The 15,844-nt window shown below is 57.6% G+C and carries 16 protein-coding genes and 3 tRNA genes; 14 read left to right on the top strand and 5 right to left on the bottom strand.

Annotated features, from left to right (window positions below):
- Positions 1–203: 203 nt before the first annotated feature.
- Positions 204–857, bottom strand: a complete 654-nt coding sequence (locus RG836_RS19945) for a YceH family protein (protein ID WP_310848746.1) — start codon at positions 855–857, stop codon at positions 204–206.
- A gap of 129 nt (positions 858–986) precedes the next feature.
- Here RG836_RS19945 and RG836_RS19940 point away from each other — a divergent pair, with 129 nt between their 5' ends.
- A complete protein-coding gene (locus RG836_RS19940) occupies positions 987–1,496 on the top strand; it encodes a DUF1993 domain-containing protein (RefSeq protein ID WP_310848744.1) in 510 nt (169 codons plus the stop codon).
- Positions 1,497–1,683: 187 nt separating this feature from the next.
- Positions 1,684–2,838: an MFS transporter gene (locus tag RG836_RS19935; protein WP_310848742.1), complete on the top strand. Its 1,155-nt coding sequence runs from the start codon at positions 1,684–1,686 to the stop codon at positions 2,836–2,838.
- A gap of 4 nt (positions 2,839–2,842) precedes the next feature.
- On the opposite strand, the gene nhaR is transcribed toward RG836_RS19935, so the two are convergent.
- Positions 2,843–3,742, bottom strand: coding sequence for a transcriptional activator NhaR (gene nhaR, locus RG836_RS19930; protein ID WP_310848741.1), 900 nt, complete (start codon positions 3,740–3,742; stop codon positions 2,843–2,845).
- Between the two features lie 136 nt (positions 3,743–3,878).
- Between nhaR and RG836_RS19925 the strand changes: the two genes are divergently transcribed.
- Together RG836_RS19925 and RG836_RS19920 are read left to right on the top strand one after the other, a co-directional pair.
- Entirely contained in the window at positions 3,879–4,130 is a 252-nt protein-coding gene (locus RG836_RS19925) for a hypothetical protein (RefSeq protein WP_310848740.1), read from the top strand.
- A 28-nt stretch (positions 4,131–4,158) separates the two neighbouring features.
- Positions 4,159–4,908 (top strand): TerC family protein, encoded by a 750-nt coding sequence (locus tag RG836_RS19920; protein WP_310848739.1) that lies wholly within the window; start codon positions 4,159–4,161, stop codon positions 4,906–4,908.
- Positions 4,909–4,992: 84 nt separating this feature from the next.
- On the opposite strand, the gene RG836_RS19915 is transcribed toward RG836_RS19920, so the two are convergent.
- The gene (locus RG836_RS19915) at positions 4,993–5,163 is read right to left on the bottom strand and encodes a hypothetical protein (RefSeq protein WP_310848737.1); all 171 of its coding nucleotides are present in this window, start codon (positions 5,161–5,163) and stop codon (positions 4,993–4,995) included.
- 257 nt (positions 5,164–5,420) lie between these two features.
- Here RG836_RS19915 and RG836_RS19910 point away from each other — a divergent pair, with 257 nt between their 5' ends.
- The 3 genes from RG836_RS19910 (at position 5,421) to RG836_RS19900 (ending at position 6,627) form a co-directional block, all read left to right on the top strand.
- Positions 5,421–6,059 (top strand): peptidase C39 family protein, encoded by a 639-nt coding sequence (locus RG836_RS19910; protein WP_409078096.1) that lies wholly within the window; start codon positions 5,421–5,423, stop codon positions 6,057–6,059.
- 110 nt (positions 6,060–6,169) lie between these two features.
- Positions 6,170–6,376, top strand: coding sequence for a DUF6021 family protein (locus RG836_RS19905; protein ID WP_310848734.1), 207 nt, complete (start codon positions 6,170–6,172; stop codon positions 6,374–6,376).
- Between the two features lie 35 nt (positions 6,377–6,411).
- Positions 6,412–6,627 (top strand): hypothetical protein, encoded by a 216-nt coding sequence (locus tag RG836_RS19900; protein ID WP_310848732.1) that lies wholly within the window; start codon positions 6,412–6,414, stop codon positions 6,625–6,627.
- 51 nt (positions 6,628–6,678) lie between these two features.
- Here the strand turns inward: RG836_RS19900 and pbpG are convergent, their stop codons facing one another.
- Together pbpG and folD are read right to left on the bottom strand one after the other, a co-directional pair.
- The gene (pbpG, locus tag RG836_RS19895) at positions 6,679–7,617 is read right to left on the bottom strand and encodes a D-alanyl-D-alanine endopeptidase (protein WP_310848731.1); all 939 of its coding nucleotides are present in this window, start codon (positions 7,615–7,617) and stop codon (positions 6,679–6,681) included.
- A gap of 227 nt (positions 7,618–7,844) precedes the next feature.
- Positions 7,845–8,699, bottom strand: coding sequence for a bifunctional methylenetetrahydrofolate dehydrogenase/methenyltetrahydrofolate cyclohydrolase FolD (gene folD, locus RG836_RS19890; protein ID WP_310848729.1), 855 nt, complete (start codon positions 8,697–8,699; stop codon positions 7,845–7,847).
- 279 nt (positions 8,700–8,978) lie between these two features.
- Here folD and RG836_RS19885 point away from each other — a divergent pair.
- The 7 genes from RG836_RS19885 to lon all read left to right on the top strand — a co-directional run bounded on the left by RG836_RS19885 (position 8,979) and on the right by lon (position 15,730).
- A tRNA-Arg gene (locus tag RG836_RS19885) sits at positions 8,979–9,055 on the top strand.
- Between the two features lie 42 nt (positions 9,056–9,097).
- Positions 9,098–9,173: transfer RNA gene (locus RG836_RS19880), tRNA-His, on the top strand.
- A gap of 56 nt (positions 9,174–9,229) precedes the next feature.
- Positions 9,230–9,314, top strand: a tRNA-Leu gene (locus tag RG836_RS19875).
- A gap of 422 nt (positions 9,315–9,736) precedes the next feature.
- Positions 9,737–11,047, top strand: coding sequence for a trigger factor (gene tig / locus RG836_RS19870; protein WP_310848727.1), 1,311 nt, complete (start codon positions 9,737–9,739; stop codon positions 11,045–11,047).
- A gap of 93 nt (positions 11,048–11,140) precedes the next feature.
- Entirely contained in the window at positions 11,141–11,776 is a 636-nt protein-coding gene (clpP, locus tag RG836_RS19865; protein ID WP_092270463.1) for an ATP-dependent Clp endopeptidase proteolytic subunit ClpP, read from the top strand.
- Between the two features lie 112 nt (positions 11,777–11,888).
- Positions 11,889–13,172, top strand: a complete 1,284-nt coding sequence (gene clpX, locus RG836_RS19860; RefSeq protein WP_310848724.1) for an ATP-dependent Clp protease ATP-binding subunit ClpX — start codon at positions 11,889–11,891, stop codon at positions 13,170–13,172.
- Between the two features lie 161 nt (positions 13,173–13,333).
- A complete protein-coding gene (gene lon / locus RG836_RS19855; protein WP_310848722.1) occupies positions 13,334–15,730 on the top strand; it encodes an endopeptidase La in 2,397 nt (798 codons plus the stop codon).
- Positions 15,731–15,844: the final 114 nt, after the last annotated feature.

The raw sequence follows: 15,844 nt of genomic DNA, 5'->3' as shown, positions 1-15,844 counted from the left end.
TGGTTTTCCGCCAGCCGCACATCCTGGCCCAACTCAATAACCTCTCGGAATGGGCCAACGATAGCTCCAAGCACAACACAAAAACTGTGGGAATGGGCCAACCATCAGATCCAAGCAAAACACAAAACCTGTGGGAGCGTGGCTTGCCCGCGATGGCGTCTGCTCAGTCAAAACACCACACACTGACCCACCGCAATCGCGAACTAACCCTGCTCCACTCGTGCCAATCTTTCTTCCAGCGCGGCAATCCGTGCTTCCAGTTCTTCGATACGCTCCGCCGATACCCCGCTGCCAGAACTCCGTTCGCTGGGCTGCTGGCGCGCGGCGAGCAGGGTGTCGATATCCGCCGGGTCGCCCAAGGCGTGCATGTAGCGGTCTTCACGCTGGCCGGGCTGGCGCGGGATCAGCAGCGCCAGGTCGCGGGCGATCAGGCGTTCAAGTTGATGCAGCACCTGCTCGGTGTCTTCGAAATCGTGCATCCGGCCGCTGCGGGTCAGCAGTTCGTTGACGGTCTGCGGGCCGCGCAGAAACAGCAACCCCATCAGGATCAACTGCGCTGGCACCAATTCCAGGGCCTTGTCGACGCGGTGTTCGTAGCGGTCGGCGCGGCTGCCCATCACCAATTTGGCGAACCCCGAATTCTCCAGTTGGCGCAGATTCTGCCCGACCAGGCCCTGCGCCAGGTTCATCACCGGTTCGCGGCTGGTTTTCTGGTTGCAGGCCAATACCAGCGCGTTAAGGGTTAGCGGATACGTTTCCGGGCTGGTGGCCTGTTTTTCGATCAAAGCGCCGAGGATGCGCACTTGAGTGCTGTTAAGGCGCGGTTCATCGCCGGTGCTCTCGGGTTCAATGCTCATCGCGCGTTCCTTATGCAGTCGAAGCCGCCTAGCCTAATCCTTGTTAAAGAAAAGACAAGCCGCCGGCCGGCCGAGCATGGCTATAATCGCCGCAGATTTTTACTCCCCCCAACACGTTGCGAGATCACCATGACTATTTCTCTGTACGCCGCTTCCGTTCCGGTCCTCAAGCAAATGCTCAACGCCCTGAGCGATGTGCTGAAAAAGGCCGAAGCCCACGCGACCGAAAAGAACATCGATCCGAACGCTCTGCTGCAAGCGCGCCTGTTCCCGGACATGTTCCAACTGGTCCGCCAGGTGCAGATCGCGGTAGATTTCGCCAAAGGCATCAGCGCCCGCTTGGCGGAAATCGAATTGCCGAAATACGAAGACACCGAAACCACCTTCGCCGACCTGCAAGCACTGCTGAGCAAGGTACAGGCCTTCCTGGATAGCATTATGCCGGAGCAGATCAACGGCAAGGAAGGCATCGAAATCGTCACCCGTCCGGGCACGCCGAAAGAGAAGCGGTTTACCGGCCAGTCCTACCTGCTGACCTACGGCCTGCCGCAGTTCTTCTTCCACGTCACCACCGCTTACGCGCTGCTGCGTCACAACGGCGTGGAAATCGGCAAGCGCGACTACATGGGCGCGTTCTAACGCCACAGGTTTAATTCGCGACCCGAAAACCGCCCTGGCCCGCGCCTCGGCGGTTTTTTCATGGGCGCATTCCGGGACTGGCGGCCAGCACGCCGCGGGACACTCTGGTAAGCTGCGCGCTCCTTTTCAAGCTCCGCCAGCGGCCCTTCGGGTTTTCGCTGGTGTTGTCGTTTTTCTGGAGTTCTGCATGCTGTTGCCCATCCTTCTGTTGTCGGCCGCCGGTTTTACCGTGCTGACCACAGAATTCGTCATCGTCGGCCTGCTGCCGGCCATCGCCCGCGACCTCGACGTGACCATCCCTCAAGCTGGCCTGCTGGTGACCCTGTTTGCGTTCACGGTGGCAGTGTTCGGGCCGTTCCTGACCGCCTACTTCGCGCGGTTCGAGCGACGCAAATTGTTTATCAGCGTGCTGATCATGTTTGGCCTGGCCAATACCCTGGCGGCCCTGGCGCCGAACATTTGGGTGATGGCCGTGGCGCGCTTGATTCCAGCGCTCGGGCTGCCGGTATTCTGGGCCTTGGCCAGCGAAACCGCAGTGGATATCGTCGGCCCCGAATACGCCGGCCGCGCCATCGCCAAGATCGGCTTCGGCATTGTCTGTGCCACGGTATTCGGCATTCCGGTCGGGACCTTGATCTCCGACGCATTCGGCTGGCGCAGTGCGTTTTACATCCTGGCGTTTATCGCCTTCGCCAAGGCCTTGCTGCTGTTTATCTACCTGCCGAAAACCAGTCTGCATCAGCATCAGGTCAGCTTCCGTTCGCAGTTCAAGATCCTGCGCAGCCCTTTGATGGTGGGGCATGTGGTGCTGTCGATCCTGGTATTCAGCGGGATGTTTACCGCTTACACCTACCTGGCGGATATCCTCGAGCGGCTGGCTGGTTTCAACGGCACGGTGGTTGGCTGGTGTTTGATGGGCTTCGGCGCGGTCGGGCTGATCGGCAACTCCCTGGGCGGCCGCGCGGTGGACCGCCATCCGCTGGTGGCCTCGATGGTGTTTTGCGCATTCATGATCGCGGGTCTGATCACCTTGGTGCCAAACATCCACTCGCCCTTGGGACTGGCGGCGGCGATGGGCATTTGGGGGGTGACCCAGGCAGCGCTGTTCCTGGTCAGCCATGTGCGTTTGATGAAGGCTGCGCCCGAAGCGCCAGCGTTTGCCGCATCGCTGAACATTGCCGGGGCCAACCTCGGGATCGGCGTCGGCGCTATTGTCGGTGGACGGGTGATCGATGCGTTCGGCCTCGGTGGCCTCGGCTTCGCGGCGGCGGCGTTTATCCTGATGTCGATCCTGCTGGCGATGGCGCTGATGAGCTTCGAACCGCGCGAGGCCGTCGTTTAAGGCGTTACACGGCGGTAAACAACTCCCTTCGAGCACCTTCGGTAATCGCCACGATGCCGGGGTGCTTGACCTTGCGTTCCACCGAGATCGCATAAAACGACTCGCTCACCGCATCGGTCTGGCCGATCAGCGCCACGCCGAACTGCCTTTGCACTTCCTCCGCAATAACGCTCGGGCCAATGAAAATTCCGCTGCCGGATTGGCCAAACGCTTGCATCAATGCACTGTCATCGAACTCCCCGACGATTCGCGGCTGGATTTGCTGCTCGGCAAACCAGCGCTGCAGCCGACTGCGCACCACGGTTTCCGGCCCGGGAATCAGTAGCGGGGCGGCGTGCAGGCTATGGGGGAAGTCTTGGCCATAAAGGTCCGCCAGCGCTGGCGTGGCAAAGAAACTAATGCCGCACTCGCCGAGTTTCTGGCTGTAGCCCTTGATGTCCAGGTGCGAGGGCATCGGGCTATCGGAAATCACCAGGTCCAGGCGCTGAATCGCGAGGTCGGCGAGTAACCGTTCGAGTTTGTCTTCACGGCAGGTGATGCGCAGCGGTTCGGTCAATTCCATGGTCGGCGCCAGCAAGCGGTAGACGATGGATTTGGGCACCACGTCCGCCACCCCGACTCTGAACAAAATCTGCTGCTCGTTGGGTTGTGCCCGCAGCATCAGTTCCAGTTCGCCGCCCAATTGGAACATCTGCTCGGCGTAGGGCAAGGTCTGGCGCCCGGCTTCGGTCAGTTCCAGTTGCCGGCCGACACGCTGGAACAACTCGACACCGTAGGTCTGCTCCAGCAGGGAGATTTGCCCGCTGATAGTCTGCGGCGTGAGGTTCAACTGCTCGCAAGCGCGTACGATGCTGCCGGTTTTGGCTACGACCCAGAAATAATGCAATTGACGATAGTTGAGCATGACAGTAATCACTTCGTGAAAACCGAAGTATAGCCGCTAAAAATACGAATTTTCCTGAAGTGTTCGCCTCTTTAGAATCCACGGCCATCGAAGGGCCATCGGTTTGGTCCCGTGTGTTTGAGTGAGGTAAGCCTGTATGACTCCGAAACAACTTGGCGTCCCGGCCTTGTTGGCCGTGGCTATGCTGCTAATGAGCGGCTGCGACCAGGCCGAAAAAAGCGCGCAACAGTTGCTGGGCAAAGCCACCGAAAGCGCCAAGCAAGCGATTGACGACACGCACAAAGCGGCGGACCAGGCCATCAGCGAGGCCACCGGCGGCCTGATCAACATCAAACCGCGTGTCGATGACGATGAGAAAGACAACGACTCGTCGACCCAGGAAATCTAAACGTCTCACCGCGAATCAGGACTGACCCATGGACTATCTTTTACAACTGGTTGCCAGCCCCACCGCGTGGGTGGCCTTGGCAACGTTGATCGTGATGGAAATCGTGCTCGGCATCGATAACCTGATCTTTATCTCGATCCTCACCAACAAGCTGCCGGTCCAGCACCGCACCAAAGCGCGGCGCATCGGCATCGGCATGGCGTTGATCCTGCGTCTGGGCCTGTTGAGCACCATCGCGTTTATCGTCCAATTGACCGCTCCGGTGATCGAAATCCTCGGCCACGCGTTCTCCTGGAAGGACATGATCCTGATTGCCGGCGGCTTGTTCCTGCTGTGGAAAGCCACCACGGAAATCCATCACAGCATGGACCCGTCCCCGGATGATCCGACCTCGGCCACGTCTAGCGTGACCCTGGGCTTTGCCGCGGCGATCGGTCAGATCCTGATGCTCGACCTGGTGTTCTCGATCGACAGCATCATCACCGCGGTCGGTATGACTGAGCACTTGCCGATCATGATCATCGCGGTGGTCGTCTCGGTATTGGTGATGTTGCTGGCGGCTGAGCCACTGGCCAAGTTCATCAACGACAACCCGACCGTCGTGATGCTGGCCCTGGGCTTCCTGATCATGATCGGCATGACCTTGATTGCCGAAGGCTTTGGCGCTCACGTACCGAAAGGCTATGTATACGCAGCGATGGCGTTCTCGGCAGCAATTGAAGTGCTGAACATGATGTCTCGCCGCGCCAAGCAAAAGAAACTGGCGCCTCAGACCTGACAGTAAGGCAGCCAATGGTCGCCTGGGCTCGAGAGAGCGCAGGCGGCCTTTTTAATGCGCGGTGTTTTGCGCTGCGGGACGTGATCAGTGCGCGGTGGCAGGGCGCGGTGGCGCTTTTTTGCCTTTTGCGTCGGGTGGTGTCACGGGGGCGTGCGGGTGATGCCGGCGTGCAATGCGCAGCACGCCCCACAGCATGGCGCCAGCGACGGCCAGCCAGCCCAGGATCAGCATCATGATTGTCGTTGCCAGGCTCATCAGTGCCTCCTCTTTGCCCTGCTTCGGGCACACACTCTTTACACCTGACAGTCTAGACGTTGCGGTGTTGCAAACTATTGACCGAAGGTCGTGATCGACAAACCAGTTCGCTCTATCGATGCTCGTCAACTGCTGTTTAAGGCTATACCGGTGCCGCGCGGCGTCCTATGATCCACGGGCCAAGCCGGAGGCGTGGATGTCCGGCGTCTGAACAGAGAGTGAAGAGCGTGCGGGGATTGTCTGGAATTCGTGGGGCGATGGTGGTGCTGGGCTGCGTGGCGGCACTGGGTGGGTGCGCGGGAAGTGTGGCGCCGGAGGTCAAGCGGCTGCCCGAGCGCGTCGAGCTGAGCGGCACCTTCTATCGCGGTGAAGCCAACCAAAGCGGCCCGCAAGTGTTGGCGAGCCTGCTATCGCAGCAGGGCATCGTGGTCACGCCTGGCCTGCTCGACAAACCGCTGCACCTGCCGGGCGCCGAGGCGCAGTTGCAGCAGAACATGCAGAGCGTGGCCCGGGACTACGGCATGGTCGTCTACCCGCTGGACAGCAACCTGCCGGCACTGTTGACCCAAGTCGCTGCCGGCTATCCGGTGATGCTGCGCTTTACTGAAGGCTCGACCTTCTGGTCGACACCGCGTTACGCGATTCTCACCGGATATAACCGCCAGAAACAGACGGTCTTGCTGCGGGCCGGTCTGGATCGCCGAGCCTTGATGAGCTTCAGCGCGTTCGAGTCCGCTTTTAAGGACGCTGGCGGTTGGGCGATTCTCATCCAGAAGCCGAATCAGATTCCCGCCCAGGTCGATGCCCAGCGCTGGCTGAAAGCCGCCAATGATTTGGCCCAGGCGGGCCAGGAACAGGCCGCGGCGCGAGCAACCAAGGCGCTGAGCGCACAGTAGAGCCTGTGCGCGGCTTTCCGTTCGTCATGTTGCGGGCACATCCTGCGATTGCGAGTCTCTTAGTCAGTAAGCCCCGAGCGTCTCGCCCGGGTGTCACTAAGGAGGCTCCAATGGCTCAATCCAATACCCCCGCTGGTCCGCACTCGTCCGAACATTCCTCCGGCGATGAGCTGGGTTTCGACCCGGATTCACCGGATGTCGACGATCCGGCGGTTGATCCCATCGGGCCTGCCAAGGCGCCGCTGGACGTGAATCCGGAAGACGATGACAAGAAACCCGCTAAACCCTACGATCCCATCGGCGACTTGAAGCCGTAAGTCTAATGGGTACAGCGTTTTCAAGTGAGGTGCGTATGTCTACTGATTCAAGTTTCAACGACAAACATCCCGACAGCGTCCCGACAACTCCTGAAGAGGATGTCGATCCGGTGATGGATCCGCAGAGCCCGCTCAGAGATCCATTGGCCCGTCCGGCAGTGGTCACCACCGAGCATTCACAGGGTTGGCAGGATCCCAGCAAGGGCGATGGCATTCCTGATGATGACCAGATGCCGCTGCCCAATGACTGACAGTCAATAAAAAGCCCCGAATGATCGGGGCTTTTTTTGTTTACAGCGGTTTCACTTCGAGGCTTCGATAGCCCCGGTCTGGCGATTCTTCAGGTTCTTCTCGGCCTTGTACTGCAATGCTACCGCTGGCGCATTGGCACTCTTGCCGGTCTCGACCCAACTGCGAATGCGGCTGGCATCGGCAAAATGCGTGTACTTGCCGAAGGCATCGAGAATCACCAAGGCCACCGGGCGATTGCCCATACGCGTCACCAGCACCAGGCAGTGGCCCGCTTCATTGGTGAAGCCGGTCTTGGTGATCTGGATATCCCAGTTCGGTTTGTTCACCAAATGATCAGTGTTGCGGAAGCCCAGGCTGTAGGTCGGTTTGCGGAAGGTGACAGTCTTTTCCTTGGTGGTGCTCAATTCGCTGAGAATCGGGTACTTGTGCGCAGCGACCAGCAGCTTGCTCAAGTCGCGAGCGGTAGATACGTTACGCACTGACAGGCCAGTGGGTTCGACGAAGTGCGTGCTGGTCATGCCCAGCGCCTTGGCCTTGGCGTTCATCGCCGCGATAAACGCCACATAACCGCCCGGGTAGTGGTGGCCGAGGCTGGCAGCGGCGCGGTTTTCCGAAGACATCAGAGCAATCAGCAGCATTTCCCGGCGCGACAATTCGCTGTTGAGTTTCACGCGGGAGAACACGCCTTTCATCTCCGGTGTGTCGCTGATGTTGATGGAAATGTACTCGTCCATGTTCTGCTTGGCTTCGACGATCACCAGTCCGGTCATCAGTTTGCTGACCGATGCGATCGGAACCACGACGTCGGGGTTGCTGGCGTAGATAACCCTGTTGGTCTGCATGTCCATCAGCAGGGCGCTGCCGGAAGCGATCTTCAATTGCGTGGTGTCGCGAGGGGTGGCGGTGGTTTCTGCCGCGTGCAGCGTTGGCGTGATAAAAGTGCCTGTAAATGCAAAAAATAGGCTGATGATAGAAAGACGAATGTTCACGCGAATGGACTCGATAAAATGTGGATATGCCGTTTTGTTACGGGCTGTTTCGTAAAAACGTCGCATTCTATGAGTATGGTCGAATAACTGTCGAATGTTCTTCGATAAACAAACGAAAGTCCTTGGAAACTCGAAATAAACCGGATTAGCAGCAGGGGATTGACCTTTCCTTCAGAAATGAAAAACCCCGCGGTTAGGGCGGGGTTTCGAGGGCGCTGGACGAGTGCTTAGCTGTGCAGGGTTTCTGCCGCATACAGTGTGTTTTCCAGCAGGCAAGCGCGGGTCATCGGGCCAACACCGCCAGGTACTGGCGTGATCCAGCCAGCCCGAGGCAGGGCGGTTTCGTAGATCACGTCGCCGACCAGCTTGCCGTCGTCCTGACGGTTGATGCCGACGTCAATCACGATCGCGCCTTCTTTAATCCACTCACCTTTGACCAGGCCAGGCTTCCCGGCCGCCACGACCACCAGGTCAGCACGGCCGACGTGGCCGGCGAGGTCCTTGGTGAAGCGGTGCGCAACGGTCACGGTGCAGCCGGCCAGCAGTAATTCCATCGCCATCGGGCGGCCAACGATGTTGGACGCACCGACCACCACCGCGTCGAGTCCATACAGATCGACGCCGGTGCTTTCCAGCAAGGTCATGATGCCCTTGGGGGTGCATGGCCGCAGCAGGGGAATGCGTTGGGCCAGGCGGCCGACGTTATAAGGATGGAAGCCATCAACGTCTTTGTCCGGACGGATGCGCTCCAGCAAGGTCGAGGCGTCGAGGTGTTCAGGCAGCGGCAGTTGCAGCAGGACGCCGTCGATGCTCGGATCGTCGTTCAGGCGATCGATCAGCGCGGCGAGGTCTTCCTGGGTGGTATCGCTCGGCAGGTCGTAGGCCTGGGACAGGAAGCCGACCTCTTCACAGTCTTTACGCTTGTGCGAGACGTAAACCTGAGAGGCGGGATCGCTACCGACCAGGATCACCGCCAGGCCCGGCGTGCGCAGACCCTGCTGGCGACGCTCGGTGACACGTTGGGCGATCTGCTGGCGCAGGCTGGCGGCGATCGATTTGCCGTCGATTAGTTGTGCAGTCATTGCGCGTGGTTAACCATCGAGAGGTGAAAAAAAGAGAACGCATTCTCGCATGTCGAGACGTGAGGGCAAAGGCGCTTGGTCTGCAAATTCCCCTAACCCCTTTAATTAAATGAATTTTTTTCAGAAAAGAGTTGACGACCTTTCGGGCCGTCTATAACATTCGTCGCACTTGTCGGGCACAGCCTAGCACTGGTTAAGAAGGTCGAGCGGAGTTGATGTTTAATTCGGCGAAACTGAAAGCACTTAGTTTGTAATCGTCCAAGAATACAGATTAACAAGGCGCCCGTAGCTCAGCTGGATAGAGCATCCGCCTTCTAAGCGGATGGTCGCAGGTTCGAGTCCTGCCGGGTGCGCCATTTAAGGCAGCTTTGGCACAAGTAACGTAGCACGGCAATATGGTGGGCGTAGCTCAGTTGGTAGAGCACGGGATTGTGACTCCCGTTGTCGAGGGTTCGATCCCCTTCGTCCACCCCATATTTAGAAAGGCGCCAGATTAACAGTCTGGCGCCTTTGCTTTAAAAGCTTGATACGCGGATGTGGTGGAATTGGTAGACACACTGGATTTAGGTTCCAGCGCCGCAAGGTGTGAGAGTTCGAGTCTCTCCGTCCGCACCATACAAGTCGCTAGTGAATAGCAAACAAAACGGCGCAGCACCTTAAAAGGGCTGCGCCGTTTTTGTTTCAGAAGTATGGGTTTACATCAGTCGCTGGTTTCGGGCTGGAAGGGCGGTCGGTTCGTCGCATTTTTGTTTCGCGATGATGCCCGATCAGCCTGCCGATCCCGAACGGGGTGGGCGGTCAGGGATGGATGGCTGATTCTTTCTATATATATAGAAGCGTTGGTGCAGAGCCTTGGCTTGAATAGCTGTATTTGCGAACAGGGCGAGGCACAACCGTTTGTCCCCGCCTATAAACTGCCTGCTGCGTTTTTACCCGTTTTCAGTAGGGTGACTTCTTGAGTTTGACCCACTAGAATGCATGCCCTTGATTCTGGGGTCGGAAACGGCCGGCTAACGTCTGTGCAACGAGGAATATCCATGCAAGTTTCTGTTGAAAATACTTCTGCTCTTGAGCGCCGCATGAGCATCACCGTGCCGGCTGAGCGCATCGAGACTCAGGTCAACAAGCGTCTGCAGCAGACTGCCCAAAAGGCCAAGATTGCTGGCTTCCGTCCAGGCAAAGTGCCAATGAGCGAAATCAAGCGTCGTTTCGGTGCTGAAGCGCGCCAGGAAGCAGTTGGCGACGTCATCCAGTCGTCCTTCTACGAAGCTGTGGTTGAGCAGAAGTTGAACCCGGCCGGTTCGCCGTCGATCGAGCCAAAATCCCTCGAAGCCGGCAAAGACCTGGAATACGTCGCGGTCTTCGAAGTGTTCCCTGAGTTCACCGTTGCCGGTTTCGAAGGCATCACCGTTGAGCGCCTGAGCGCCGACGTCAATGACGCCGATCTGGACAAGATGCTGGACATCCTGCGCAAGCAGAACACCCGTTTCGAAGAAACCGATCGCGCTGCTCAGACTGAAGATCAGCTGAACATCGATTTCGCTGGCAAGGTCGACGGCGAAGTGTTCGCTGGTGGTTCCGCCAAGGGCACCCAACTGGTGCTGGGTTCGGGTCGCATGATCCCTGGTTTTGAAGACGGTCTGGTTGGCGCTAAAGCCGGCGAAGAGCGCGTTCTGAACCTGACCTTCCCTGAGGACTATCAGAACCTGGAGCTGGCCGGTAAAACTGCCGAGTTCACCGTGACCGTCAACAGCATCTCCGAGCCGAAACTGCCAGAGCTGAACGAAGAATTCTTCGCTCAGTTCGGCATCAAGGAAACCGGTCTGGAAGGCTTCCGCACCGAAGTTCGCAAGAACATGGAGCGCGAACTGCGTCAGGCGATCAAATCCAAGGTCAAGAACCAGGTCATGGACGGTCTGCTGGAAACCAACCCGATCGAAGTGCCGAAAGCTTTGCTGTCCAACGAAGTTGACCGTCTGCGCGTGCAGGCCGTTCAGCAATTCGGCGGCAACATCAAGCCTGATCAACTGCCGGCCGAGTTGTTCGAAGAACAAGCCAAGCGCCGCGTTGTGCTGGGTCTGATCGTGGCGGAAGTGGTCAAGCAATTCGACCTCAAGCCTGACGAGGCCCGCGTTCGCGAGATGATTCAGGAAATGGCTTCGGCCTACCAAGAGCCTGAGCAGGTTGTGTCCTGGTACTACAAGAACGACCAGCAACTGAACGAAGTTCGTTCGGTTGTGCTGGAAGAACAAGTTGTGGATACTGTTCTGCAGAAAGCTAGCGTGACCGACAAATCGGTCTCTTACGAAGAAGCGGTCAAGCCGGTAGAAGCTCCACAAGCCGACTGATTGTTGCTGCGTTAAGAAGTACACACCATGAGCCAGCCTTCGCGCTGGCTTATGCGTATTCAAGACATAACTATTTGGGAGTGACTGCAGAGCATGTTCCGTAATTCGTATATTCAGCAGAACTCTGATATCCAGGCCGCAGGTGGCCTGGTCCCGATGGTTGTCGAGCAATCTGCTCGTGGCGAACGCGCTTACGACATTTACTCGCGCCTGCTCAAGGAACGAGTGATTTTTCTGGTTGGGCCGGTAGAGGACTACATGGCTAACCTGATTTGTGCGCAACTGCTGTTCCTTGAAGCGGAAAACCCGGACAAGGACATCCATCTTTATATCAACTCCCCGGGCGGTTCGGTGACAGCAGGCATGTCGATCTACGACACCATGCAGTTCATCAAGCCAAACGTGTCGACCACCTGCATCGGTCAAGCCTGCAGCATGGGCGCGTTTCTGCTGACTGCAGGTGCGGCGGGTAAGCGTTTCTGCCTGCCTAACTCGCGTGTGATGATTCACCAGCCATTGGGCGGTTTCCAGGGCCAGGCCTCGGATATCGAGATCCATGCCAAGGAAATCCTATTCATTCGTGAGCGTCTCAACACGCTGATGGCCAAGCATAGCGGCCACACTCTGGAAGAAATCGAGCGCGACACCAACCGCGACAATTTCATGAGTGCACAAGCCGCGCGTGAGTACGGGTTGATCGATGAAGTGATCGAGCAACGCCCGGCTTAAATTAAGCAGCTCAAAATAAGGTGGGTCGGCTGGTCCGATCACCGGCGGGCTTGAAAAAGCCCGCAATAGCCTTCATCTTGTGTTGCAAGCCTATCGGATTTGGATCGAACGAATGACTGACACCCGCAACGGCGAGGACAACGGCAAGCTGCTCTATTGCTCCTTCTGTGGCAAAAGCCAGCATGAAGTACGCAAATTGATTGCCGGCCCCTCGGTCTTTATCTGCGACGAGTGCGTCGACCTGTGCAATGACATCATCCGAGAGGAGGTGCAGGAAGCCCAGGCCGAAAGCAGCGCGCATAAATTGCCTTCGCCTAAAGAAATCAGCGGCATCCTTGATCAGTATGTGATTGGTCAGGAACGTGCCAAAAAGGTTCTGGCTGTAGCGGTGTACAACCACTACAAGCGCCTCAACCAGCGTGACAAGAAAAGCGACGACGTCGAACTCGGCAAGAGCAACATCCTGCTGATCGGTCCGACTGGCTCGGGTAAGACCTTGCTGGCCGAAACCTTGGCTCGTCTGCTGAACGTTCCTTTCACCATTGCCGACGCTACCACCCTCACCGAGGCCGGTTACGTGGGTGAGGACGTCGAGAACATCATTCAGAAACTGCTGCAGAAGTGCGACTACGACGTGGAAAAGGCCCAGATGGGCATTGTCTACATCGACGAAATCGACAAGATTTCCCGCAAGTCTGACAACCCGTCGATCACCCGGGATGTTTCCGGTGAAGGCGTGCAGCAAGCCCTGCTCAAGTTGATCGAAGGCACGGTCGCTTCTGTACCACCGCAAGGTGGTCGCAAGCATCCGCAGCAGGAATTCCTCCAGGTTGACACCCGTAACATTTTGTTCATCTGCGGTGGCGCGTTCTCCGGTCTGGAGAAGGTCATTCAACAGCGCTCCACCCGTGGCGGTATCGGTTTCAACGCCGAAGTGCGCAGCAAGGAAGAGGGCAAGAAGGTCGGTGAGTCCCTGCGTGAAGTCGAGCCTGACGATTTGGTCAAGTTCGGTCTGATCCCGGAATTCGTCGGTCGTCTGCCGGTCCTGGCGACGTTGGACGAACTCGATGAAGCTGCACTGATGCAGATTCTTACCGAGCCGAAAAACGCGTTGACCAAGCAATACGCCAAGTTGTTCGAGATGGAAGGCGTGGATCTGGAATTCCGTTCCGACGCGCTGAAATCGGTCGCCAAACGAGCCCTGGAACGCAAGACCGGTGCCCGTGGCCTGCGCTCGATTCTCGAAGGTGTACTGCTCGACACGATGTACGAAATCCCCTCGCAGTCCGAGGTGAGCAAAGTCGTGATCGACGAAAGCGTTATCGAAGGCAAGTCCAAGCCACTGTATATCTACGAAAACAGTGAGCCGACCGCCAAGGCAGCGCCAGACGCCTAAGCGTCACGCTGCTGGAACACAGAAGGGGCCTTCGGGCCCCTTTGCTATTAACGCGTTTTAACCGTCTCATTGCGCTTGTTTTTTTTGAAAGCAGCCCCCATCTTGGTTTCAAGCTTAATTCCATCTGATTACGGCCATATGGCCGCCTTAGAGGCGAAATCATGAAGACAACCATCGAATTGCCTCTCCTGCCGTTGCGCGATGTCGTGGTATATCCGCACATGGTTATCCCACTGTTCGTGGGACGCGAGAAGTCCATCGAGGCCCTCGAGGCCGCGATGACGGGTGACAAGCAAATTCTTTTGCTGGCTCAGCGCAACCCGGCTGACGATGATCCTGGTGAAGACGCGCTGTACCGCGTCGGCACCATCGCCACAGTCCTGCAACTGCTCAAGCTGCCTGATGGCACCGTCAAGGTGCTGGTTGAAGGCGAACAGCGTGGTTCGGTTGAGCGTTTCATCGAAGTCGACGGCCATTGCCGCGCCGAAGTTGCGCTGATCGACGAAGTCGACGCCCCTGAGCGCGAGTCGGAAGTATTCGTCCGCAGCCTGCTGTCGCAATTCGAACAATACGTGCAGTTGGGCAAGAAGGTCCCGGCTGAAGTCCTGTCGTCGCTCAACAGCATCGATGAGCCAGGGCGCCTGGTCGACACCATGGCCGCACACATGGCCCTGAAGATCGAGCAGAAGCAGGAAATCCTCGAAATCATCGATTTGTCGGCCCGTGTCGAACATGTCCTGGCCTTGCTGGACGCCGAGATCGACCTGCTGCAAGTCGAGAAACGCATCCGCGGACGCGTCAAGAAACAAATGGAGCGCAGCCAGCGCGAGTACTACCTGAATGAGCAGATGAAGGCCATTCAGAAAGAACTCGGCGACAGCGACGAAGGCCATAACGAAATCGAAGAGCTGAAAAAGCGCATCGATGCCGCCGGCCTGCCAAAAGACGCGCTGACCAAAGCCACCGCCGAGCTGAACAAGCTGAAGCAAATGTCGCCGATGTCCGCTGAAGCCACCGTGGTGCGCTCCTACATCGACTGGCTGGTGCAAGTGCCTTGGAAGGCACAGAGCAAGGTGCGCCTGGACCTGGCGCGCGCTGAAGACATCCTCGACGCTGACCACTACGGTCTGGAAGAAGTCAAAGAACGCATCCTCGAATACCTCGCCGTACAGAAGCGCGTGAAAAAGATTCGTGGCCCGGTGTTGTGCCTGGTTGGTCCTCCGGGTGTGGGTAAAACCTCGCTCGCCGAGTCGATTGCCCACGCAACAAACCGAAAATTCGTACGCATGGCCCTTGGTGGCGTGCGTGATGAAGCGGAAATCCGTGGTCATCGCCGGACTTACATCGGTTCGATGCCAGGAAGATTGATTCAAAAGATGACCAAAGTGGGCGTGCGCAATCCGCTGTTCTTGCTCGACGAAATCGACAAGATGGGCAGCGACATGCGCGGCGATCCGGCATCGGCATTGCTCGAAGTGCTCGATCCGGAGCAGAACCACAACTTCAACGATCACTATCTTGAAGTCGATTACGATCTCTCCGACGTGATGTTCCTGTGCACCTCCAACTCCATGAATATTCCGCCAGCGTTGCTGGACCGGATGGAAGTGATTCGCCTGCCGGGCTACACCGAAGACGAGAAAATCAACATCGCTGTGAAATACCTTTCGCCGAAGCAAATCACGGCCAACGGCCTGAAAAAGGGCGAGCTGGAATTCGACGCCGAAGCGATCCGCGACATCATCCGTTACTACACCCGCGAGGCCGGTGTGCGGGGGCTTGAGCGCCAGATTGCCAAGGTTTGCCGCAAGGCCGTCAAGGAGCATGCGCTGGAAAAACGCTTCTCGGTGAAGGTCACTGCCGACCTGCTGGAACACTTCTTGGGCGTGCGTAAATTCCGCTACGGCCTGGCCGAGCAGCAGGACCAGATCGGTCAAGTGACTGGCCTGGCCTGGACGCAAGTGGGTGGCGAATTGCTGACCATCGAAGCGGCCGTGGTTCCGGGTAAAGGTCAGTTGATCAAGACCGGTTCCCTGGGTGACGTGATGGTCGAATCGATCACCGCCGCGCTGACCGTGGTGCGCAGCCGCGCCAAGAGCCTGGGGATCCCTCTGGACTTCCACGAGAAGCGCGACACTCACATCCACATGCCGGAAGGGGCGACCCCGAAAGACGGCCCTAGCGCTGGCGTAGGTATGTGCACGGCCCTGGTATCTGCGCTGACCGGTATTCCGGTGCGCGCCGATGTCGCCATGACCGGCGAAATCACCCTGCGTGGACAAGTGCTGGCGATCGGTGGTTTGAAGGAAAAATTGTTGGCCGCACACCGTGGTGGCATCAAGACAGTGATCATTCCGGAAGAGAACGTCCGTGATCTGAAGGAAATTCCTGACAACATCAAGCAGGATCTTCAGATTAAACCGGTTAAATGGATTGACGAGGTCCTGCAAATTGCGCTGCAATACGCGCCGGAGCCCTTGCCGGATGTGGCTCCCGAGATAGTTTCCAAGGATGACAAACGTGAGTCTGATTCCAAGGAAAGAATTAGCACGCATTAAGTTCGTATTTGCCTGAGGGGCTTCCTTGACAGTTTTTTAGAGCCCTTGTTATAAAGCGGCTCTTAAGTGTCTGTAGGCCATTCAGCACTCGTTTTAAGCTTTCACCAAAAAAAC

Source organism: Pseudomonas rhizozeae (assembly GCF_031583775.1).
In the GTDB taxonomy this organism is placed as follows: Bacteria; Pseudomonadota; Gammaproteobacteria; order Pseudomonadales; family Pseudomonadaceae; genus Aquipseudomonas.
Note: the sequence above shows the minus strand (reverse complement) of the source record. Positions and strands in the feature narration are given on the sequence as shown.

What these genes read in the sequence shown, in the direction of transcription:
- RG836_RS19945 (WP_310848746.1), bottom strand. Translation starts at nt 857, where the DNA reads ATGAGCATTGAACCCGAGAGCACCGGCGATGAACCGCGCCTTAACAGC.
- RG836_RS19940 (WP_310848744.1), top strand. Translation starts at nt 987, where the DNA reads ATGACTATTTCTCTGTACGCCGCTTCCGTTCCGGTCCTCAAGCAAATG.
- RG836_RS19935 (WP_310848742.1), top strand. Translation starts at nt 1,684, where the DNA reads ATGCTGTTGCCCATCCTTCTGTTGTCGGCCGCCGGTTTTACCGTGCTG.
- nhaR (WP_310848741.1), bottom strand. Translation starts at nt 3,742, where the DNA reads ATGCTCAACTATCGTCAATTGCATTATTTCTGGGTCGTAGCCAAAACC.
- RG836_RS19925 (WP_310848740.1), top strand. Translation starts at nt 3,879, where the DNA reads ATGACTCCGAAACAACTTGGCGTCCCGGCCTTGTTGGCCGTGGCTATG.
- RG836_RS19920 (WP_310848739.1), top strand. Translation starts at nt 4,159, where the DNA reads ATGGACTATCTTTTACAACTGGTTGCCAGCCCCACCGCGTGGGTGGCC.
- RG836_RS19915 (WP_310848737.1), bottom strand. Translation starts at nt 5,163, where the DNA reads ATGAGCCTGGCAACGACAATCATGATGCTGATCCTGGGCTGGCTGGCC.
- RG836_RS19910 (WP_409078096.1), top strand. Translation starts at nt 5,421, where the DNA reads ATGGTGGTGCTGGGCTGCGTGGCGGCACTGGGTGGGTGCGCGGGAAGT.
- RG836_RS19905 (WP_310848734.1), top strand. Translation starts at nt 6,170, where the DNA reads ATGGCTCAATCCAATACCCCCGCTGGTCCGCACTCGTCCGAACATTCC.
- RG836_RS19900 (WP_310848732.1), top strand. Translation starts at nt 6,412, where the DNA reads ATGTCTACTGATTCAAGTTTCAACGACAAACATCCCGACAGCGTCCCG.
- folD (WP_310848729.1), bottom strand. Translation starts at nt 8,699, where the DNA reads ATGACTGCACAACTAATCGACGGCAAATCGATCGCCGCCAGCCTGCGC.
- tig (WP_310848727.1), top strand. Translation starts at nt 9,737, where the DNA reads ATGCAAGTTTCTGTTGAAAATACTTCTGCTCTTGAGCGCCGCATGAGC.
- clpP (WP_092270463.1), top strand. Translation starts at nt 11,141, where the DNA reads ATGTTCCGTAATTCGTATATTCAGCAGAACTCTGATATCCAGGCCGCA.
- clpX (WP_310848724.1), top strand. Translation starts at nt 11,889, where the DNA reads ATGACTGACACCCGCAACGGCGAGGACAACGGCAAGCTGCTCTATTGC.
- lon (WP_310848722.1), top strand. Translation starts at nt 13,334, where the DNA reads ATGAAGACAACCATCGAATTGCCTCTCCTGCCGTTGCGCGATGTCGTG.